The organism is Nocardiopsis dassonvillei (assembly GCF_964273065.1).
GTDB lineage: Bacteria > Actinomycetota > Actinomycetes > Streptosporangiales > Streptosporangiaceae > Nocardiopsis > Nocardiopsis dassonvillei_B.
This window is the reverse complement of the sequence record NZ_OZ186815.1, coordinates 2,173,525-2,194,579: the sequence shown is the minus strand read 5'-3', so window position 1 is coordinate 2,194,579 and position 21,055 is coordinate 2,173,525. Positions and strand designations below refer to the sequence as shown.

19 protein-coding genes and 2 tRNA genes are annotated in these 21,055 nt (G+C 71.4%); 18 read left to right on the top strand and 3 right to left on the bottom strand.

Annotated features, from left to right (window positions below; translation table 11 throughout):
* Window positions 1–80: 80 nt before the first annotated feature.
* Entirely contained in the window at window positions 81–812 is a 732-nt protein-coding gene (locus tag ACSUPR_RS09655) for a SanA/YdcF family protein (RefSeq protein WP_436890811.1), read from the top strand.
* Between the two features lies 1 nt (window position 813).
* Here ACSUPR_RS09655 and ACSUPR_RS09650 read toward each other — a convergent pair whose 3' ends face one another.
* Both ACSUPR_RS09650 and ACSUPR_RS09645 read right to left on the bottom strand, forming a co-directional pair.
* Entirely contained in the window at window positions 814–1,767 is a 954-nt protein-coding gene (locus ACSUPR_RS09650; RefSeq protein WP_436890810.1) for an N-acetylmuramic acid 6-phosphate etherase, read from the bottom strand.
* A 218-nt stretch (window positions 1,768–1,985) separates the two neighbouring features.
* On the bottom strand, window positions 1,986–2,960 hold the full coding sequence (locus tag ACSUPR_RS09645; RefSeq protein ID WP_436890809.1) for a MurR/RpiR family transcriptional regulator: 975 nt from the start codon (window positions 2,958–2,960) through the stop codon (window positions 1,986–1,988).
* 405 nt (window positions 2,961–3,365) lie between these two features.
* On the opposite strand from ACSUPR_RS09645, the gene ACSUPR_RS09640 reads away from it, so the two are divergent.
* From ACSUPR_RS09640 to ACSUPR_RS09620, 5 genes are all read left to right on the top strand, one after another.
* On the top strand, window positions 3,366–3,551 hold the full coding sequence (locus ACSUPR_RS09640; protein ID WP_436890808.1) for a hypothetical protein: 186 nt from the start codon (window positions 3,366–3,368) through the stop codon (window positions 3,549–3,551).
* A gap of 107 nt (window positions 3,552–3,658) precedes the next feature.
* Window positions 3,659–3,731: transfer RNA gene (locus tag ACSUPR_RS09635), tRNA-Lys, on the top strand.
* Between the two features lie 167 nt (window positions 3,732–3,898).
* Window positions 3,899–3,971, top strand: a tRNA-Lys gene (locus tag ACSUPR_RS09630).
* 254 nt (window positions 3,972–4,225) lie between these two features.
* Window positions 4,226–4,720 (top strand): septum formation family protein, encoded by a 495-nt coding sequence (locus tag ACSUPR_RS09625; RefSeq protein WP_436890807.1) that lies wholly within the window; start codon window positions 4,226–4,228, stop codon window positions 4,718–4,720.
* 177 nt (window positions 4,721–4,897) lie between these two features.
* The gene (locus ACSUPR_RS09620) at window positions 4,898–5,443 is read left to right on the top strand and encodes a septum formation family protein (RefSeq protein WP_436890806.1); all 546 of its coding nucleotides are present in this window, start codon (window positions 4,898–4,900) and stop codon (window positions 5,441–5,443) included.
* 62 nt (window positions 5,444–5,505) lie between these two features.
* On the opposite strand, the gene ACSUPR_RS09615 is transcribed toward ACSUPR_RS09620, so the two are convergent.
* On the bottom strand, window positions 5,506–7,137 hold the full coding sequence (locus ACSUPR_RS09615) for an alpha/beta fold hydrolase (protein ID WP_436890805.1): 1,632 nt from the start codon (window positions 7,135–7,137) through the stop codon (window positions 5,506–5,508).
* A gap of 373 nt (window positions 7,138–7,510) precedes the next feature.
* On the opposite strand from ACSUPR_RS09615, the gene ACSUPR_RS09610 reads away from it, so the two are divergent.
* The 12 genes from ACSUPR_RS09610 to ACSUPR_RS09555 all read left to right on the top strand — a co-directional run bounded on the left by ACSUPR_RS09610 (window position 7,511) and on the right by ACSUPR_RS09555 (window position 20,928).
* Complete coding sequence (locus ACSUPR_RS09610; protein ID WP_436890804.1) at window positions 7,511–8,602, top strand: ABC transporter permease; 1,092 nt, start codon at window positions 7,511–7,513, stop codon at window positions 8,600–8,602.
* A 6-nt stretch (window positions 8,603–8,608) separates the two neighbouring features.
* The gene (locus ACSUPR_RS09605) at window positions 8,609–9,490 is read left to right on the top strand and encodes an ABC transporter permease (protein WP_436890803.1); all 882 of its coding nucleotides are present in this window, start codon (window positions 8,609–8,611) and stop codon (window positions 9,488–9,490) included.
* Window positions 9,487–10,560, top strand: a complete 1,074-nt coding sequence (locus tag ACSUPR_RS09600; protein ID WP_436890802.1) for an ABC transporter ATP-binding protein — start codon at window positions 9,487–9,489, stop codon at window positions 10,558–10,560. The genes ACSUPR_RS09605 and ACSUPR_RS09600 overlap by 4 nt, the downstream gene beginning before the upstream one ends.
* Complete coding sequence (locus ACSUPR_RS09595; protein ID WP_436890801.1) at window positions 10,553–11,590, top strand: ABC transporter ATP-binding protein; 1,038 nt, start codon at window positions 10,553–10,555, stop codon at window positions 11,588–11,590. Before ACSUPR_RS09600 ends, ACSUPR_RS09595 begins: the two co-directional genes overlap by 8 nt.
* A 4-nt stretch (window positions 11,591–11,594) precedes the next feature.
* Entirely contained in the window at window positions 11,595–11,777 is a 183-nt protein-coding gene (locus tag ACSUPR_RS09590) for a hypothetical protein (protein ID WP_436890800.1), read from the top strand.
* 2 nt (window positions 11,778–11,779) lie between these two features.
* Entirely contained in the window at window positions 11,780–13,591 is a 1,812-nt protein-coding gene (locus ACSUPR_RS09585) for an ABC transporter substrate-binding protein (protein WP_436890799.1), read from the top strand.
* A gap of 247 nt (window positions 13,592–13,838) precedes the next feature.
* Entirely contained in the window at window positions 13,839–15,083 is a 1,245-nt protein-coding gene (gene ccrA, locus ACSUPR_RS09580; RefSeq protein WP_436890798.1) for a crotonyl-CoA carboxylase/reductase, read from the top strand.
* 513 nt (window positions 15,084–15,596) lie between these two features.
* Window positions 15,597–18,101, top strand: coding sequence for an ATP-binding protein (locus ACSUPR_RS09575; protein ID WP_436890797.1), 2,505 nt, complete (start codon window positions 15,597–15,599; stop codon window positions 18,099–18,101).
* An 83-nt stretch (window positions 18,102–18,184) separates the two neighbouring features.
* The gene (locus tag ACSUPR_RS09570; RefSeq protein WP_073375556.1) at window positions 18,185–18,610 is read left to right on the top strand and encodes a roadblock/LC7 domain-containing protein; all 426 of its coding nucleotides are present in this window, start codon (window positions 18,185–18,187) and stop codon (window positions 18,608–18,610) included.
* A 46-nt stretch (window positions 18,611–18,656) separates the two neighbouring features.
* A complete protein-coding gene (locus ACSUPR_RS09565) occupies window positions 18,657–19,016 on the top strand; it encodes a DUF742 domain-containing protein (RefSeq protein WP_073375558.1) in 360 nt (119 codons plus the stop codon).
* A 22-nt stretch (window positions 19,017–19,038) separates the two neighbouring features.
* Entirely contained in the window at window positions 19,039–19,596 is a 558-nt protein-coding gene (locus ACSUPR_RS09560; RefSeq protein ID WP_436890796.1) for a GTP-binding protein, read from the top strand.
* A 72-nt stretch (window positions 19,597–19,668) separates the two neighbouring features.
* Window positions 19,669–20,928, top strand: a complete 1,260-nt coding sequence (locus tag ACSUPR_RS09555; protein ID WP_436890795.1) for a styrene monooxygenase/indole monooxygenase family protein — start codon at window positions 19,669–19,671, stop codon at window positions 20,926–20,928.
* The last annotated feature ends 127 nt before the right edge of the window (window positions 20,929–21,055 follow it).

Here is a 21,055-nt window from a genome sequence, read left to right as displayed (position 1 = left end):
GCCCGCCACCGAGCGCACACCGGTGACGGCCGACGCCCGCCGGGCGGAACCCGGGGGCGCCCCCGGTCGTCTCCCCGGGTGTGACGACCTCCGAAGAAGCCTCCGCGCAGACCTCCGACGGAACCGCCCCGGAGCGCCCCCGGCGCCGCCGCGGACGCCTGCTGCTCCTGCTGTCCGTGCTCGCCCTGGCGGCGGCGTTCGCCCCGTTCGCGTGGGTGGTCGCCGGCACCGCGGAGCACCGCCACGGCACCGCCGCCGAGGTGCCCGGGCGCCCGGTCGCCCTGGTCCTGGGCGCCGGGGTGCGCGAGGACGGCCTGCCCACCCGGCTGCTGGCCCGGCGGCTGGAGCTGGCCGCCGAGCTGTACTTCTCGGGCAGGGTCGAGGTGCTGCTGGTGACCGGCGACAACAGTGTGGAGCACTACAACGAGACCGACACCATGCGCGACCACCTCGTGGCCGCCGGGGTCCCGGCCGACCGGGTCGTGGGCGACTACGCGGGGTTCTCCACCTGGGAGTCGTGCGTGCGCGCCCGCGAGGTGTTCGGGGTGACCGAGGCGACCGTGGTCACCCAGGACTTCCACCTGCCCCGGGCGGTGCGCCTGTGCCGGGCGGCGGGGATCGACGCGGTCGGCGTCGCCGACGCGGCGGCGGGGGAGCGGGCCACGGCCACCGCGTACGGCTGGGCGCGTGAGGTCCCCGCCGCGGTGGCCGCCCTGGGCACCGTGCTCCTCCGGCCCGACCCCACCTTCCTGGGCCGCTACGAGACCGCCGTCGACGACGCCCTCGCCGCCGCCCGGGAGGACGGGAGGTAGCTCAGGCCAGGGCCGCCAGGGCGTCGCGGACCCTGCCCCGGGCGCCGTCCAGCGCGGTGCGGGCCTCGGCGGCGGAAACCCCGGCCAGCAGGGACACCAGCGCCGTCCGGGTGTCGCCGTCGGCGGCGGTCAGCGCCCGCGCACAGGACTCCTCGTCCGCCTGCGCGGCCTCGGCCAGGATCGTCACCACCCGGCCGCGCAGCTTCCCGTTGGAGGCGTCCACACCCACCATGAGGTTGGAGTAGGTGCGCCCCGTCCGGACCATCACGGCGGTGGAGAACGCGTTCAGCGCCAGCTTCTGGGCGGTTCCCGCCTTCATCCGGGTCGACCCGGCGATCACCTCGGCGCCGGTGTCCATGCCCACGTGCACGTCCACCCGGTCCGCCAGCGGGGCGCCGGGGTTGGCGCTGATGAGCACGGTGGCGGCGGACCGCTCCCGGGCCGCCTCCAGGGCGCCGCCCACGTACGGGGTGCGGCCGCTGGCGGCCAGCCCGACCGCCAGGGACCCGGGGGTGAGCTCCGACGCGTCGGCGCGCCCGGACTCCCAGTCGTCCTCGATGCCCTCCACGGCGCGGACCAGGGCGGCCCCGCCGCCCGCGTGGTGGGCCACCACCCACTCGGGGGGGATCCCGTAGGTGGGCGGCAGCTCGGCGGCGTCCTGGGCGGCGATGCGCCCGGAGGTGCCCGCGCCGAAGTAGTGGATGGCCGCACCGCTCTCCAGGGCGGCCACCCCCAGCTCGACGGCCCGGGCCAGGTCCGGCAGGGCCGCCTCCACCGCCGCGGGCACGGTGGCGTCCTCGGCGTTGATCCGCCGCAGGACGTCCAGGGCCGACAGCCGGTCGATGTCCAGGGTGCGGGGGTTGCGGGCCTCGGTGGGGGCGCGCACGATCACCGTCTCGTCCGGGGCCCGATCCCCGCCGTCATGCTCCACAGCGCTCTCCTGTTCGGTCCGCACCCGCTGCCCTTCCTTTCCCGACCGCTCCCCGGCCCGCCGCCGGGGGCGGTGCTCGCTTCGGTCCTGCCCGCCCGTCGCCCACCACCGCCCTCAACGGGCGGCCTGCGGCCGGCGGTCCTGCCCGCCCGTCGCCCACCACCGCCCTCAACGGGCGGCCTGCGGCCACGGGATCCTCCTGGAGGACGTCTCCTCGGGGCCTCCAGAACCCGGTCGGCGTCTCACGGTCGGTCGTCGTCGGTCCTGTCGTCGGGCCGGCCCCGGCGACGCTTGCGGTCGTCGTTGATGCGCAGCCCCCGCACCGCCTCGGCGGTGGTCTCCAGGGCCGCCCTGCTGTCGGCGTACCGGCTCTGCGCCAGCCCCACGAACAGGCAGTCCACCACGGTCAGCTGGGCCAGCCTGCTGGCGGTCGCCCCGGACCGGAAGGTGGTCTCCCTGGCCGCGGTGGTCAGCACGTGGTCGGCGAAGCCGATGGGGGAGCGCGGGAAGTTGGTGATCGCCACGGTCCGCGCACCCCGGCGTCCCGCCTCGGTCAGCGCCTGAACGGTGTCGATGGTGGCGCCGCTGTGCGAGATGCCGATGGCGACGTCGCGCTCGTCCAGCAGGGCCGCACTGGTGAGCATCACGTGCGCGTCCGACCAGGCGAACGAGGTGAGCCCGATCCGGTGCAGCTTCTGCTGGAGGTCGGCGCCGACGAAGGCGCTGGCCCCCACCCCGTACACGTCGATGCGCCGGGCGGCCGACATCGTGTCGATGACGGTGCGCAGCACGTCGACGTCCAGGGCCGCCCCGGTCTCCTCGACCGCGCGGGCGTCGGTGAAGGCGATCTTCTGTACCACCGTCACCAGGGTGTCGTCGGGGTTGATGTCGCCGTCGGGCTCGGGCGCCCCCGTGGTCCTGGCCCCGCGGGCCTGCCCGGCCTCGGTGGCCAGCGCCAGCCGCAGCTCCCGGTACCCGCTGAAGTCGATGGTCCGGCAGAAGCGGATGACGGTCGCCTCGGAGGTGGCGCAGTCCTTGGCGAGCTGCGTGATGGAGGAGGCCGCGGCCCGTTCGGGGTCGTCGATGATGCGCTGGGCGACCCGGCGCTCGGCCGGTGCCAGCGAGGGCAGCAGCGAACGGATGCGGAGCACGGTGGTGGGGACCTGTGGAATCCCCGATTCCACGCGGTCTTCCGTGGGCTTCGGAATGTGCGCCATGGAGGAAAGTTTCTTTCGGTCTTGGTGCAGAGTCAACGCGCGGAAGGGAAAAAGCGGGAGAATCCAGGATTCCAAGCGGTCGGCTCCGCGGCAAGTACCGAAGCCCGCGGACCTCGGGTTTCCCGTCCGAGGTGCGGGAAGGCGCCGGTGGCGCGGCCGGGGGAGGTGTGTCGGCGGACCCGGCGCATGGTCCGCGCACGGGGTCGCCGCGTGCTCGCGCGCCGGGCCCGGGGGGCCGCCGCGGCCGCGGGGAAGTACCGGTCGTTGCGGCCCGCCGGGACGAGTCTGGCCGCTGCCTCTTACGTTCGCCTTTCACCGGCGTGAACGGTGGCGGGGGCTTGTCATATCGCCCGAATTCGTTGACAACGGTGCTCTCGGGTCACATGAGTCGCTAGTGTCGACCCCATGACACAGAACAACGATTCCAACATGGACCCCGCCGGGGCCACCCAGCACTTCCAGCGCTTCGTCGACGAGAACCCCGAGCCCGAGGCTCCCGAGCGTCGCCCCGTCCTGCCGATCGTCCTCGCGGGCGTCGGTGTGGTCGCGGCCGTCGCGATCGTCGTCGCGCTGGTCCTGGCCTTCTCCTGACCCGCGCGGGCGACCGGACAAACGGTTCGCGACCACTCCGTGAGTCCTGCTAGAGTTAACGACGTCGCAGAGGGGTACGGCCCGCAGGGTCGGCACCGGAACGACAGGCGTCATTAGCTCAATTGGCAGAGCAGCTGACTCTTAATCAGCGGGTTCGGGGTTCGAGTCCCTGATGACGCACGGCGAACGGCCCCGGCAGAAGGTCCGACCTTCCACCGGGGTCGATCACGTCGCGTTCCTCCCGGTCGTCCGGGTGGCCCGGATCACGGGCCGAACGGCGCGGAGCCGCACGGCGGTTCCGGTAGCATCGATGAGGTCGCAGCGCGGCGCGGGTCGCGCGAAGACGGGCGTCATTAGCTCAATTGGCAGAGCAGCTGACTCTTAATCAGCGGGTTCGGGGTTCGAGTCCCTGATGACGCACACAGCGGGAAGGCCCCTGGTCACGGACCAGGGGCCTCTCTCATCCCCGGGGACGGCGAAATGTCGTGGTCCCGTGCTGTGCTGTACCGCGATCCCCTCTGCCCCGGGGAGGGCGGAACCGGATCCCTCTGTACCGGTTCCCCCACATTCAAGGTCATACCTCACAAATGGGTTGACGCTGGCCCCGACCTGGTGAAATGTTGTTCCGCCGCCGCTTCGGGTCGGCCCTTCCCCATCATTTCCGGAGTATCCCCATGTCCCTTTCCCCCGTCTTCCCCCGTGCTCTGGGCCTGTCCCTGCTGGCCGGCACCGCCGCGGTGGCCCTCACCGGCTGCGGCGCCGTGACCGGTCTGCTGGGCGCCGCGAGCGGCCAGGACGATGTCTTCCAGCTCGAGGTGGGCGACTGCTTCACCGAGGCCGAGATGGACGCCTCCTTCGAGGCCGAGGAGATCAGCCAGGTCCCGACGGTCGACTGCGCCGAGGAGCACGACTCGGAGGTCTACCACATCGAGGTGCTGCCGGAGGGCGACTACCCGGGCGCGGACTCCCTCAGCACCAGTGGCGAGGAGATCTGCGAGTCCAAGTTCGAGGAGTTCGTCGGCATCGCCTACATGGAGTCGGAACTCCTCTACACCTTCCTCCTGCCGATCGAGGAGGGCTGGACCCTGGCGGACGACCGCGAGATCGTCTGCATCGTCGTCACCAACGGCGAGATGGTCACCGGCTCCCTGGCCGGCGCCGCCCGCTAGCCCCCGCCCGGTCCGTCCGCAACGGGCGGACCGGGATTTTTCCGGTCAGACCGGGAACCGCGGCCGTCCCCCGCGCATCTGGATAGGTGTCGCCGGGTCCGTCGGCGGCACGTAACGAAGAACCCCTGTGGAGTCGCCATGTTGTCGGAAATGCGCCGTTCGCCGTACGGTCGCCTCGTGCTCGGCCCCCTGGTCGTCGGCGCCGCCCTGTCGCTGACGGCGTGCAGCCCCGAGATGCTGCTGCCTCCGGCGCTGCGCCCGGGTGCCGAGGTGACCCCGGCTCCCGAGGTCGAGACCCCCGAGGCGACCTCCGAGGAGACCCCCGTCGAGACCCCCGAGGTCCCGATCGACCCCGAGGACACCGACGTCTTCGACATCTTCCTCGGCGACTGCCTGACCGAGTTCGGCGAGGGCGAGGACGAGATCTCCTCGGTGCCCAAGATCGACTGCGCCGAGCCGCACGTCTACGAGGTCTACCACGTCGAGAACATCGAGGACTCGGGCGCCTACCCCGGCGAGACCTCCGTGTCGGACTCCGCCCAGGAGCTGTGCGAGGAGGCCTTCGAGCCCTTCGTCGGCGTCGACTACTACTCCTCCTCGCTGTACGTCCTGCCGCTCTTCCCGACCGCGGCCGGCTGGGAGGCGGGCGACCGCGAGGTGCTGTGCCTCATCTACGAGCCGGACGTCGACACGACCGGGACCCTGGCCGGCAGCAACCGGTAGGACACCCTCCCCCGCACGGCCCGCACCGCCCACCGGCGGCGCGGGCCGTTCCCGTGTCCGGGTCAGCCCAGGCCGGGCCGCCGCACCGGCGGCGGGTCCTCCCGCTCGGCCATGATCTCGGCGACGGCTCCGCCCGCCTCCCCGGACACCCGCGCGGGGGAGGGGGCGTCCTGCGGCCGGGGCAGCCCGGGGCAGGTCGCGTCCCCGGGGGCGGCGCCGTCCACCAGGTAGGCGTCCACGGCCGCCGTCACGCAGTCCAGCCCGGGGACGCCGTAGAACCCGTGGCCGCCCTCGTCGGTCACGGTCACGAGCGCGTTGCCGAGCCGGTCGGCCATGAGCGGGCCGCCCTCGTAGACGGTGTTGGCGTCGTACTCGGCCGCGATCACCAGCCCGGCGGCGTAGCCGTCGCGCTCCAGTTCCACCAGCGGCTCGGCCGGTCCCCGCGAGGCGAACGTGCAGGGCTGCGGGGAGTGCCAGATGGCCCCGATGCCGTACGGGTTGGACTCCCGCGCCTCCCGCATGTCCGCGTAGTAGTCCGACAGGCGCGAGGGCCACTCGGCCTCGCAGCTCACCGCCATCAGCAGGGAGTCGCTGGAGAGTTCCACCTCCGGGTCGGGGAACTCGGGGAGCTCGTACTCCGGGAAGGGCACGTCGTGCACGAAGAGCCACAGCTCGGCGGCGAGCAGGTCCCAGAGGCTCTGGTACCGGGAGGCCGAGCCGAAGTAGAAGTCGAAGTCGTCCGCGGTGAAGGGCACTCCCTCCGGCAGCCCGGGGACGTCGTACCTGGGCTCCTCCTCCAGCCGGGCGCGGGTCTCCTCGACGGTGGCCAGCACCTCCCCGGGGGTGGGCCCGAACCCGTACACGTCGTGGCGCTCGGCGATCCAGGCGGTGTACCGCTCCACGTTGGCCCGGTAGCCCTCGTTCTGCCGGGTGAAGACGCCCCGCCACATGCCGTCGGGGGTCACCGAGGAGTCCAGGACGCTGCGGTCCATCCGCTCGGGGAACAGGCTCCCGTACACCGCTCCCAGATAGGTCCCGTAGGACACGCCGTAGTACGAGGTCCTCTCCTCGCCCAGGGCGGCGCGGACCACGTCCATGTCGCGCGCAGTGTTCGCCGTGGTCATGTGCGGGATCAGGTCGCCGTGCGCGCTCTCGCAGGCACGCTGGACGGCGATGGCCTCCCGGGTGAGGGCCGAGAACCCGTCGTCGTCGGGACGCGGGGGCGGGAGGGGGAGGCCCCGGCCGCAGTCGAGGCGGGGCGTGGAGGCTCCGGCGCCGCGCGGGTCCATCCCGATGACGTCGTACACCTCGGTGACGCGCTGGTCGCCCAGCCCGTAGTCGAAGCCCAGGTCGGGCCGCGGGCTGATGGGCATGTAGCGGCCCGCTCCGCCGGGGCCGCCCGGGTTGGTCAGCAGGATGCCGCGCCGCCGCTCGGGGTCGGTGGCGCGGTGGCGGCTGATCGCGATGGACGCCCGCTCGCCGCCGGGGTCGGCGTAGTCGAGGGGCACCTCGACCCGGGCGCACTCCAGGCCCTCCAGGAGCCTTTCCCCGCAGGGCTCCCAGCGGACCTCCTGTTCGTGGAAGACGGCCAGGGGGTCGGCGGGCGCGGCGGAGGCCGGGGAGGCCGCCACGGGGGACAGGGCCAGGGCGCACACGAGTGCGCCCGCGGCGATCGGTAGGGGTGCTCTGTGCACAGGGGGTCCTTTGCTGCTCCGGCCCGGGCCGCGGGGCGGCGCCGGGGAGTCGTGCATCGGCCCGGTAACAGTACGTATCTCCGTTTCGCGGCGAACACCCACGAAAGTCATGGATCGGGCTGAGGGGCCGGATCCGGCCACGCGGATGAACGGAGATTCGTCCCTGTGTGTACTTTTAGTGACTTTTACTGTGCCGATCGCGTCGCGCGAAGGACGCCGTTTGGTCACGAAGGTGGTGTCCGCCACACTCCACGGGTTACCTTGGCGTTCTATTAGGAAACTTTCCTAATAGAACGGACCCCAGCACTCCACGCTCTTCCGCCCCTCCGACCCCTTTCTCCGACAGCCCCACCTCCCCGCTCGAAGGAGACCCGTGGCCACCGAAATCGCGGCCTCCCCTCCGCAGCCGGACGCCGGGACCACAGCGCCGACCCGGGACGGCGCCCCCCTCTCCGCGCCCCTGCGGATCTGGCGCCACTACGCCCTGGTCAAGGTCAGGAAAGCGATCGTCGTCGTCTTCGTCGTCGCCAACGTGACCTTCTTCCTCGGCCGCGCCATGCCAGGCGACCCCATCGACGTCATGGCCGGCCGCCTCACCCAGGGCGGCATGAGCCTGGAGGAGGCGCGGATCATCGCGGCCAACTCCCTGGCCTACGACCCCGACGCGCCCCTGTGGCGGCAGTGGTGGGACTTCGTCGTCGGCCTGTTCACCTTCGACATGGGCATGACCATCAACCGGCCCGGCTTCTCCGTCGCCGACTCCATCGCCGCCTACCTGCCCTGGACCCTGTTCAGCATCGGTATCGGCACCGTCATCGCCATCACCCTGGGCCTGTCGCTGGGCATGCTCATGGCCTACCGCCGCAACCGCCTCCTCGACCACGTCCTCAGCGTCGTTGCCTCGGTGCTGGGCGCGATCCCCAACTACCTCATCGCGATGCTCCTGGTCGTCGGCGGCGGCATGTACCTGAGCTGGTTCAACCCCATCGCGCTGCGCGGCACCCTCAGCCCCGGGGTCGAGCCCGGGTTCACCGCCGAGTTCGTCGGCGACGCGCTCTACCACGCCGGCCTGCCGATCTTCACCTACGTGCTGGCCGTCATCGGCACCTGGATGCTCATCATGAAGGCCTCCACCACCGAGGTCCTCAGCGAGGACTACGTGACGGTCGCCCGGGCCCGGGGCCTGCGCGACCGCCGCATCGCGGTGTCCTACGTCGGCCGCAACGCCATCCTGCCGCTGGTCGCCCAGATCGCCATCTGCTTCGGGACCCTCGTCGGCGGCGCGATCTTCGTCGAGCAGGTCCTGGTCTACAAGGGCGTCGGCGGCCTGCTGCTGGACGCGGTCAAGTACCGCGACTACCCGCTCCTGCAGGGACTCCTCGTCGTCCTCACCACCTGTGTGGTGGCCGCCAACCTCGTCGCCGACCTGCTCTACAGCAGGCTCGACCCGCGCATCCGGAAGTAGGAGACCATGGCAGTCAGCACCGTCGCCCCCGGCGGAGCCGGGGTCTGGGGCGCCATCTGGCACGGCATCACCCGCAGCACCAGCGGCTTCGTCGGGCTGTGCATCGTCGTGGGCGTCCTCCTCTTCGCCTTCGTCGGCCCCCTCCTCATCGACACCCACAACCCCACCGACGTCACCAAGATCTGGGGGCCGGCCACGTCCGAGCACTGGCTCGGCACCAACCACGAGGGCAAGGACACCTTCGTCCAGCTGGTCCTGGGCGGCCGCGAACCCATCTGGGTCGGTGTCGTCGCGGCGCTGATCACCGTCGCCATCGCCGTGGCCCTGGGCGGGATCGCCGGGTACGTGCGCGGCCGGGTCGACCACTTCCTGCTCCAGCTCACCGACATCACGATGACCATCCCGTTCATCGTCCTGATGCTGGTCGTGGCGTCCTTCTACCGCACCGCGTCGCCGATGGTCGTCGCCTTCATCATCGGCCTGGTCACCTGGCCCTACCTCATGCGCTCCATCCGGGCCCAGGTGCTCACCCTGCGCGAGCGCGAGTTCGTCGAGGCGGCCCGGCTCCAGGACCTGGGCACCGCGCGCATCCTCTTCGCCGAGGTGCTGCCCAACATGGCCGGCTACATCTTCATCAACTTCATCATCGCGATCACCAACGCGATCTACGCCGTCGTCGGCATGTACCTGCTGGGCCTGCTGCCCAGCACCGCGGCCAACTGGGGGCTGATGATCCAGCAGGCCTGGGACAACAACGCCTTCCTGGTCCCCAGCGCCGTGCCGTTCCTGGTCGCCCCGATGGTGATGATCATGCTCTTCCAGATCGGCCTGGTCACCATGACCCGGTCCCTGGAGCAGGCCCTCAACCCACGACTCCGGGACAGGTGAGCCACGTGACCGCTTCCCGTACCGCACCGGACCCCGACGGCGGGCCGCTGCTCTCCGTCCGCGGCGTCGACATCGGCTACCGCACCGGCCGCCGCACCCTGGTCACCGCCGTCCACAACGCCTCCTTCGACCTCTACCCGGGCCAGTCCATGGCCCTGGTGGGGGAGTCCGGCTGCGGCAAGACCACCCTGGGCCTGGGACTGCTGCGGCTGCTGCCGCGCACCGGCGTCGTCTCGGCCGGGGAGATCCTCTTCCGCCGCAAGGACGGGCGCACCGCCGACGTCCGCTCCCTGGGTAAGGAGGAGCTGCGCCGGTTCCGCTGGAACGAGGCCGCCATGGTCTTCCAGGGCGCGATGAACGCCTTCAACCCGGTGCTCAGGATCGGGGACCACTTCCTCGACACCTTCCGCGCCCACGAGACCGGGCGCCCCCGCCGCCGCACCGAGATCCGCGAGGAGTCCGCCGCCCTGCTGGAGACGGTCCGGCTGGACCCGGCCCGGGTCCTGGACGCCTTCCCCCACGAGCTCTCCGGCGGCATGCGCCAGCGCGTCCTCATCGCCCTGGCCCTGGCCCTGAAACCGCAGCTCCTCATCCTGGACGAGCCCACCACCGCCCTGGACCTGCTCACCCAGCGCGCCATCGTCGAGCGCCTGTCCGAGCTGCGCGAGGAGCTGCGCTTCTCGATGGTCTTCATCACCCACGACCTGGGCCTGGCCGCCGAGCTCGCGGACCGCGTCGGGACGATGTACGCGGGCCGCCTCATCGAGACCGGCACCACCCGCGACATCTTCTACCGGCCGCGCCACCCCTACACCGCGGCGCTCATCGACTCCGTGCCCCCGGTCAGCGGAGACCTGGTCGTCCCCGAGTCCCTGCCCGGCGGCCCGCCCGGGCTGACCTCCCTGCCCCCGGGCTGCGCCTTCGCCCCCCGGTGCAGGCACGCCGCCGACGTGTGCCGCGAGCGGCGCCCGGAACTGGAGGTCCTGCACACCCGCGGCGACGGGCTCAGCCACGCCGCCGCCTGCCTGCGTTCCCGTGAACTCGCCGCCGAGGGGGCCACCCGTGACTGACCGCTCCGCGCCCGCACCCGTCGCAGCCGCCGCCCCGGCCGCTCCCGGGCCCGACCCCGCCCCCGTGCTGAGCCTGCGCGGCGTGCACCAGGTCTTCCCGAGCCCGCGCGGCGACGTGCCCGCCGTCGCCGGAGTCGACCTGGAGGTGCGCCCGGGCAGGGCGCTGTGCCTGGTGGGGGAGTCGGGCTGCGGCAAGACCACCACCGCCCGGGTGGCCGCCGGACTGGCCGACCCCACCTCCGGGTCCGTGCTGTTCCGCGGCCGGGACATCGCCGCCATGGACAAGGAGGAGCGGTCCGCGTTCCGGCGTGCGGTCCAGTACATCCACCAGGACCCCTACGCCTCCCTCAACCCGGTCCGCACCGTCTACTCCACGGTCTCCGCCGGACTGCGCCGCCACCGCATGGTCGCCGACCACAGGGAGGCCCGCCGGGTCGCCGCCGAACTCCTGGAGCGGGTCGACCTCACCCCCGCCGGGGACTTCCTCGACAAGTACCCGCACCAGATGTCCGGCGGCCAGCGCCAGCGGGTCGCCATCGCCCGAGCCCTGGCGATGAACCCCGAGGTGATCATCGCCGACGAGTCCACCTCCATGCTCGACGTGTCCATCCGGGTCAGCCTGCTCAACACCCTGGGGCGGCTGCGCGACGAGCTGGGCGTCGGCTTCCTGTTCATCACCCACGACCTGGCGGTGGCCAAGTACTTCGCCTGGGACGGCGAGATCGCCGTCATGTACCTGGGCAAGGTCGTCGAGCACGGCCCCACCCCCCGGATCGTCAACGACCCCGCGCACCCCTACACCCGGGCGCTCATCTCCGCGGTCTGCGAGCCCGACCCCGACCTGGCCCGGACCAAGGAACGCGTCCGGCTGCGCAGCGCGGACATCCCCGACCTGACCGCGCTGCCCCCGGGGTGCGACTTCCACCCGCGCTGCCCCCTCCACACCCCGGGGACGTGCGACGCCCGGCGCCCCCCGCTGGTGCGCGGCCCCGACCGACTGCTCGCCTGCCACGTGGTCGGCCAGGGGTGAGCGGATGCTCCTCATCGGCCGTTTCGGCCTCCTCACCGGAGCCTTCCTCGCCCTGGCCGCCGGCCTCACGGCCCTGCTGAACCCCCCCGGCACAGCCGAGTTCGTGATCAGTGTCCTCACCGTCGTGATCGGCCTGACCGTGCTCTCCCTCGGACTGCTCGCCGTCCTCATCGAAAGGAAGCGCTAGGAATGACCACCACCCCCAGCCGCCCCTCCCTCCTCCAGGACCTCGACCGCAGACGGCTGCTCAAGGCCGTCGGCTTCGGCGCGGTCGGCGTCGCGGGCGCCGGCGTCCTGTCCGCCTGCGCCGGCGGCGACAACGCGGCCGACGCCGTCAAGGGGCAGTTCACCGGCGTCTTCGACTTCGATGTCGACGCCCAGACCCGCAACGTCGCCGTGGAGGACGGCGCGCTGCTCATGAACTCGGTCTACGCCGACCTCTTCCTGCCCTCGGGCGCGTTCTACAACTGGGAGACCCACGAGTGGGACTACCTGCTCGTGGAGAACGCCGCCTGGGAGGGCGACGACCTCATCGTGAGCCTGCGCCCCGGTCTGAAGTGGAGCGACGGCACCGACCTGAACGCCGACGACCTGCACCAGAACTACGCCATCCGCGTCCTGGAGGCCCCGTCCTGGTCCATCGGCTTCCCGCAGATCACCGAGCTGGAGAAGCTGGACGACCTGAGCGTCAGGGCCCGCTTCGACAACCCCTTCCCCGGCATCGAGATCCAGGTCGTCAAGCACCGCATCTTCTCCAAGTCCACCTACGGCGACTTCGGCGAGCGCGCCATCGCGATGGTCGCCGACGGGGTCCGCCAAGGGGACGACGAGCACGGCGAGTTCAACGCCGAGTTCATCGCGTTCGACCCGGGCGACATCATCTGCAGCGGCCCGTACAAGTTCGACCCGGCCCAGATCGCCGACGCGCGCATCACCCTGGTCCGCAACGAGGACGGGTACCAGGGCACCGAGGTCGGCTTCGACGAGGTCATCGTCCACAAGGGGGACAACCGGCAGGCGTCCCTGCTCATCCAGCAGGGCGAGGTCGACTACTCCACGCTGGCCACCTCCGCCGCCGACCAGCAGGCGTTCCAGAGCGTGGAGGGCCTGCGCTCGGTGGAGCACCCCGGGTACGACGGCTGCGGCCTGATGTTCAACTACCAGAAGAAGCCGGAGCTGAAGGACGTGCGCGTCCGCAAGGCGCTGGCCCACCTGCTGGACAGCGACCAGATCGGCCAGGTCGCGCGCGGCGACGCCTACAGCCGCGTCGACCACTACGCGGGCCTGGTCGACCTGCAGGCCGAGCAGATCTTCACCGCCGACGAGCTGGCGGAGTTCGAGACCTACGACCTGGACCACGACAGGGCGACCGAGCTGCTGGAGGAGGCGGGCTGGACCAAGGAGAACGGGATCTGGCTGCTGCCCGACGGCGAGGAGGCGAGCTTCGAGGTCATCGGCGTGGTCGGCTGGGGCGACTTCGAGCTCACCGCCACCCAGGTCGAGGAGGCCTGGAACGACTTCGGCATCAAGACCACCGCTTCCAACGTCCCCGCCGACAACCCGTGGGGCATCTGGGCCGCCGGTGACTTCGAGGTCGCCGTGCGCCACTGGGGCAACCCGGAGATCCCGTCCTACTGGGGCGCCTTCCAGATGAACTTCCTCGTGGAGAACGCCCGCACCGGGGACACCCCCGGCCAGGACTTCGACCTGAAGGTCGAGAGCCCCAGCCAGGGCGAGGTGGACCTGGAGGCCCTGGTCGAGGTCGCCAAGACCGCGCCGACCGAGGAGGAGCAGACCGAGGCCCTGCGGACGATGTCGATCGTCTTCAACGAGCTGCTGCCGCGCATCCCGATCTGGACCTACAAGTACCTGGCCCCCGCGCTGGAGGGGGTCCGCGTGGAGAAGTTCGACGACGACCACCCGGCGGCGCAGAACCAGATCTACATGGACAACCACATCATCCTGTCGCTGATCCAGGGCGATCTGCGTCCGGTCGAGTGACAGGGGCCCGGAGGCGGGAGTGACCTCCGGGACTCCCGGGGCGGACCCTGGCGGGTCCGCCCCGCTTTCGGTCGGAACCGAACACCAGGACCAAAGTCCTGACCTTGGTGGAGAAAGGGGCGAAAAGCCCGTCGGGGCGCATGTCCGGGGATAGTCTCCGAGAACGCCGGAGGCCCGTCTCCCCGGACCGGAACACCTCCACCGGTCCCGCGCCCCCGGTCCCCGGATGTGGAAGGGCTTCCCTGCCATGACCCAGCACACCAAGGACCTGTACGACCTCGGTGAGATGCCGCCGCCCGGGCATGTGCCCGCGCGCATGCACGCCATGACGATCCGGCCCGAACGCTACGGCGAGCCCCTCCGGGCCTTCGCCCGCGAGGTCGTCCCGGTGCCCCGGGTCGGGCCCGGCCGCGTCCTCGTCCTCACGATGGCCGCGGGCATCAACCACAACAACGTGTGGGCCTCCCTGGGCAGTCCGGCCGACGTCGTCGCGGCCCGCCGCAAGGCCGGCGAGGAGGAGGACTACCACGTCGGGGGCTCCGACGGCGCGGGCATCGTCTGGGCCGTGGGGCCGGGGGTGCGCGGGGTCGCGGTGGGCGACCACGTGATCCTCTCCCCCGGGGACTGGGACGAGAGCTCCGACGACATCCGCACCGGCCGGGACCCGGCCGCGTCGCGGAGCATGCGGGCCTGGGGCTACGAGTCCAACCACGGTTCCTTCGGCCAGTTCTGCCTGGTGCGCGACGTCCAGTGCCACCCCAGGCCCGAGGGGATGCCCTGGGAGGTCGCGGGGGGTTTCCTGGCGGCCGCGGCCACGGCCCACCGCCAGTTGTTCGGCTGGCACCCGCACACCGTCCGCCCCGGGGACCCGGTCCTGGTCTGGGGAGGCTCGGGGAGCCTGGGCTCCTTCGCGATCCAGCTGGTCCGCAACGCGGGCGGACGGGCGGTGGCCGTGGTCTCCAGCGAGGAGAGGGCACGGGTGTGCCGGGAGCTGGGGGCGGTCGGGACCATCCTGCGCACGGACTTCGACCACTGGGGGCGGATGCCGGACGAGGAGGACACCGCCGCCCACACCGCCTGGCTCGCCGGGGTGCGCGCCTTCGGCCGCCGGTTCTGGGAGGCCCTGGGGGAGCGGCGCAACCCCAGGATCGTCTTCGAGCACAGCGGTGCCGACACCCTGCCGACCTCGATGTACCTGTGCGACAACGAGGGCATGGTGGTCACCTGCGGCGCGACGTCGGGGTACCGCTCCGAGATCGACCTGCGCTTCCTGTGGATGCGCCTCAAGCGCCTGCAGGGCTCGCACTTCGCCACCACCGCGGACTGCCGGGCGGTGATCGGCCTGGTGCAGAACGGCCTGCTGGACCCCTGTGTGAGCTCGGTGGTGGGATTCGACGACATCGGGCGGGCCCACCAGGACATCTACGAGAACGTGCAGCCGTGGGGGAACCGCGTGGCACTGGTGAACGCCCCCCCGGTTGAGGCCGGGTGACGACGAGTTGCGCGTCCCATGAGAGCACTGACCGGAAAATGACTTTGGTCCTGACTAAGACAAATCATGTCAAAACCAAACAATATTTCCCCGTGCGGCCGGGTGTTCCGTTCCCGTCACCCCTGGTCACCGGTGATGTGCAGGTCGCTTTTTCGGTGCTTCTCCGATTCGTCTGCCAACCCGGCCCACCTTTGTTAGTCTGGCGAACCGAACGACGATTACCGGTGGAAGTGCAGGAATTGTGCGGGCCGTGGGTGCTCGTCTTCGGAACGGGCCCCCATCCCCGTCCCGTGCGAGTGGGGCCGGACCGCCCACCCGAGCCGAGGAGACGACACAGTGGCAGAGGCGCCGCCGCCGGCAGACGGCTCCGTTCCCCGCTCCCCTGCGGACGGGGCGAAGGCGTCGACGGAGGAGGAGCCCGCAGTCAGGCGTGAGGGGCGTTTCCGCAGGGCCATCTACCGCATGGTCCGCATCCAGGAAAGCCGCTCCATGGAGACCGAGCAAGGAAATCCCGTGCATCAGCCCGTGCATCCGCACTCGCAGGAACCCGGCCGCCCCGCGGCCCGGGACGGCGGTCGGCACACCGCCTCCCCCCTGGCCGGGGAGACGACGGCGGGCGGAGGCGAGAGCGCCCCCGCGGACGTCCCCTCGGTGGAACGGCCTGTCGGCCCCTTCTCCGGCTCCGCCGAGAACGGTTACCGGCCGACCCCCCGTACCGGCGTCCCCAACCCCTACACCACGGCCCGGCGCGTCGAGATCGACGACGTCGCACCCGATGCCACCCCCGTCGGCCAATGGCGCGGAGTCGGCCTCGACGAGCCCGAGCCGCGCACACCCGAAGTCATCGCTCCGACGGAGCACACCGCACCCGAGGAGGAGGCCCCGGTGCACCAGACCCCGCCCGCGTCCGAGGAACCGGCGCCACCCCCCGGCGGTGTGCCGGAGCCCCCCCACACGGAGCAATTCGAGGCGCCTGTGTCCCACATCCCGACATCCTCCACACCGGAGTCCCCGCTTCCCGAGCCCGCCCGCAGGGAGTCCTCCCGCGGTGACCGGCGGGGCCGGCTCCCGGAGGGCACCCCGTCCTACCGCGAGCAGCGGGCCGACGCCGAGTTCGCCGACGGCCGCGACCACCAGGAGGCCTGGCGCGGCCGGCGGGCCGAACCCGACCGGTACGAGGCCCCCGCCTACCGCAGGGCTCCCCACGACCCCGGGTACGCCGACCGCGGTCCGGCACCGGAGTACGGTCAGCGCGCCGACGGCCACCGCTACGACGTCCCGCGCCGCGACCCCGCCCCCCGGGACGGCCACTACCGGGACCCCTACCCGGTGCGCGACCCGCGCGCGGACCACCGCGACCCCTACGGGGCCGACCGCGGCCACCACGGCCCCTACGGCCCGGACCCCCGCGGCCCGGTGCCGGAGGACTACCGGACCCCGCCGCCCGCGCCCCCGCGGGCCGACTACCCCTACCAGCAGCCGCCGATGCCCTACCCGTACCCGGTGTACCCGGCGCCGGTGCCGCCGATGGCCTACCCCAACGTCTACCCGGCGCCCTTCCAGCCGCCCGGCTACGTGGTCCAGGGCCAGCCGGTGTTCTACCCCGGGCAGGGCAACCCCTACGGCCAGCCGGTCCAGCACGTCATCGTGTTCACCGCGGGCCAGGCCCCGCAGGTCGTCACCGCCGACTCGGTCGCCACCCTGTTCGCCGAGCAGACCTCGGCCACCGAGGTCCGTGAGGACGACAAGGCGCTGACCCGGGCCGAGCCGCAGGAGGAGGCGCCCGCCGCCGAGGAGGCCGCCGCGGAGGAGACGGCGCCAGAGGCCGCCGCCCCGGCCGTGGAGACCGAGCCCGCCCCGGCTCCCGAGCCGCCCGCCGCCGAGCCGGAGCCCGAGGCCGCCGCACCCGCGGCCGCGGCCGTCCCGGCGGTGCGCGAGGACGGCAAGGGCCTCCTCAACGAGGCACTGGCCGGCCTGGCCATGCGCGACCTCTCCCTCGTCGACGCCCTGCTGGAGATGGTCGAGGAGCTGGAGTCCGACGCGCAGGACCCCGACCTGCTCGACAAGCTCTTCCAGATCGACAACTTCGCGACCCGGATGCGGCGCAACGGGGAGAACTTCCTGGTGCTGACCGGACACGACGGCGGCGAGTCCGACGCCCACGACGAGATCGTGCCCCTGCTCGACGTGGCCCGCGCCGCGGTGTCGGAGATCAAGGACTACCCCCGCGTCAAGCTGGGCAAGCTCCCGCAGACCTCCATCACCGGTATGGCGGCCGACGACATCAGCCACCTGCTGGCCGAGCTCCTCGACAACGCCACCGCGAACTCCCCCGAGCACTCCCAGGTCGTCATCAGCGGCCAGACCCTGGACGACGAGGGCCTCATGATCGTCGTCGAGGACGAGGGCGTGGGCATCCCCGACAAGCAGCTGGCCGAACTCAACGAGCGGCTGTCCGGCGAGCCCGTCCTGGACGAGGAGGCCCCCCGGCACATGGGCCTCTACGTGGCCAGCCGCATCGCCAAGAAGCACGGACTGGCGGCCAGGCTCGAATCCCGCGCCTTCCGCGGTGTGAGCGCCTACGTGATCGTCCCCAAGGAGCTGCTGCGGGTGGCCACCCCGCGGACCCCGGGACAGAAGCGCACGTCCACCGTCCCGGCCTCCTCGGTCCCCGCCGTGGTACGCCAGGCGCCGGCGCCGCCGGCCGCCGCGCCGGCCAACGGCTCCTCCGCGAACGGAGCGGGCGCCCCGGGCAAGGGCACCTCCGCCGTCACCGCCGCCGGGCTCCCCCGGCGCAGCGCCACCCCGCACGGCTCCCCGCTGCGCATGATGCCGCGCCCCGAACCCGGAGCGCCCGCCCCGTCGCGCGAGGACACGCCCCCCAAGCTCTCCGGCGAGGCCCGGGCCGAACAGATCCGGGACGAGCTGGGAGACTTCCTCGAAGGCGAACGCGCCGCCCTTGAGGGTGAGGAACTCGACGGAACCACGGACGACACGGGCGGGAAGGCCGACGAATGAGCGGCCGCGCCCCCGGTGCGCGCACCCCCGTGCGCGCGCAGATCCCCCGAACCCCTAAGACACTCGGCCGAGGCAGGTAGAGCATGACTGAACCCGTGAACGACAGTGTTGAGAACTTCTCGTGGCTCATCGACCGGTTCGTGCGCGACGTGCGCGGTGTCGAGCACGCCGTCGTGGTCTCCTCCGACGGTCTCGTGCTCACCCACTCCAGCGACTTCCCCGAGGAGCACGCGGAGCAGCTCGCGGCCATCGCCAGCGGCCTGCACAGCCTGGCCGTCGGCGGGGCGAGCCTGTTCCAGCGCGGGGAGTGCGAGCAGCTGCTCGTACGCTTCAACCACGGGCACCTGTTCATCATGGCGATCAGCGACGGCTCCTGCATGGCGGTGCTCACCGCTCCCGGGACCGAGCTGAAGATCGTGGGCTTCCAGATGGCCAAGCTCGTCGAGAACGTCGCCCACGTGCTCACGCCGCAGCTGCGCTCGCAGCTGCGCGAAGTCATCCAGAACTGACGACGGTGACCCGTTACGGTTCGGCAGGAATGAGGTTGCCACGTCAATGAGCTTCCGCAGGCGAAGGAGTAACCGCGTTCGCCCGTTCACCTTCACCGGTGGGCGGACGCGGTCACGGCATCCGCTGATGGTGCAGACCCTGGTCTCGACGTCCGAGCCCGGGCAGGAGCCCCCCGGCACCCTCATGCCGGAGTCGATCAGTATTTACAAGCTGTGCCGGGAGACCCGGTCGCTGGCCGAGATCTCGGCCGAGTTGAACATCCCCCTGGGTGTCACCCAGGTCCTGGTCAGCGACCTGGCCGAACAGGACCTGGTGTACATCCACCCGACCATCACCGGCAGCAGTCCATCGGAAAACCAGGTTCTGGAGAGGGCTCTTCGTGGTCTCGAACGACTTTTCCAGTGACAAGCGGTCCAATCGCAAGAAGATGTCGAGCAAGATCGTCATCGCCGGCGGCTTCGGCGCCGGCAAGACGACTCTGGTGCGCTCGGTGTCGGAGATCCCGCCCGTCACCACCGAGGCGATCATGACCGAGGCGAGTATCGGTCACGACGACACCTCGATCACCCCCGACAAGACGACCACCACCGTCGCGATGGACTTCGGCCGCATCACCATCGACGACGAACTCGTCATGTACATGTTCGGCACACCGGGCCAGGCGCGGTTCTGGTTCATGTGGGACGATCTCGTCAGGGGCGCGGTGGGCGCCGTCGTCGTGGTCGACTGCCGTCGGCTGGCGGACTCCTTCGACGCCGTCGACTACTTCGAGACGAACAAGCGCATCCCCTACATCGTGGCGCTGAAGCGGTTCGAGGGGCAGCTGGACTACACGGCCGAACAGGTCCGCGAGGCCCTGGAGGTCAGCCCGGAGGTCCCCATCATCGACTTCGACGCCCGACAGCGGTTGTCCGGGGGAGAGGTCCTCAAGGCCCTCCTGCGGTACGCCCTGGAGCACAACCGCACCAGCGAGCCCGTCGCCTGACGGGTGGGGAGGCCGCCCTCCGCCAGGCTCCTCCCGGCCGTCCCGTAGATTCCCCAGGAAAGTAAGCGACACATGCGCAAGATCCTTATCGTCGGCGCGGGCCACGCCGGCCTGCACCTGGCCCACGGGCTCCTGACCCACGGCTACGACGTCACGGTGATCACGGGGCAGTCATCGCTGGAGATCCGGACCGGTCGGCCCTCGATCTCCCAGTTCACCTTCCCCACGGCCCTGGAGTACGAGCGCAAGTTCGACCTCGACTTCTGGAGCGCGCTCTCCCCGCAGATCCGCGAGCAGAAGCTGGCCGTCTTCCGGGAAGGCGAGCCCGTCACCGCCATCCGGGGCCGCTCCCACCCCGGGAACGGCTACTCGGTGGCGGTCGACCGCCGGGTGAAGATGGCCGACTGGCTGGAGTCCTTCGAGGACCGGGGCGGGAAGGTGGTCATCCACGGGGTCACCGTGACCGACCTCGACTACTTCTCCCGCATGTTCGACCTGATCATCGTCGCGGTCGGCCACGGTGAGCTGGGCCAGCTCTTCGACCACGACACCAGCCGGTTCAGCGGGACCCGCCCCCGGGCCCTGGCCCAGGCCTACGCCTACGACCTGTGGCCGCCCCACCCGGGGGAGTCGGAGAACATCGGCTGGTTCGGGGTGACGGAGGAGGCGGGCAACATCATGCTCACCCCGATCCTCACCCAGGAGGGCCCCGCCCACAACCTGCTGCTGGTGGACAAGAAGGGCGGCCCGATGGACGCCTGGCCGGACCGGCCGGGGCCGGAGGAGCAGCTGCGCCGGATGAAGGACCTGATGCGCAAGTACGCGCCGGAGTTCTTCGAGCGGTGCAAGGACGCGGTACTGGTGGACGGGCGCAGCACCATCGTCGAGGACCTGACCCCGCAGGTGCGCAACCCCGTGGGCCGGCTCCCCTCCGGCGGACTCGCCATCGGCATGGCCGATGTGGTGGTCACCATGGACCCGTTCGTGGGGCAGAGCTGGAACAACTCCACCCGGTGCGCCGAGGCCTACCTCGAGGGCATCATCGAGCACGGCGACAAGCCGTTCGATGAGGAGTTCATGGTCAGGATCTTCGACCGTTTCTGGGAATTCGGTCAGGACAATCAGGCCTGGGCGGAATTCGCGTCCACCATGGTCGAGCAGTCGCTGCCCGAGCACATCATGAACATGCTGGGTGCGGCGGTGCAGTACCAGGAGGTCGCCGACCGCTGGATCCAGGGATGGGACTCCCCGTCCGACTACAAGTCCTGGATGTTCGACCCCGAGGCGGCCCAGCGCTACATCGCCGAGGTGCAGGCGCGCAACGGCGGCTGAGCGGGACGGGGAAGAGCCCGGCGCCCCCTCGGGTGCCGGGCCTTTTCCCTTGCCCGAAATCCGGTTCCCTTTCTCCGGGCCTGTGTCCGTAAACCGCTGCGCTCCCATTAACTTCGCATGTTGGTGA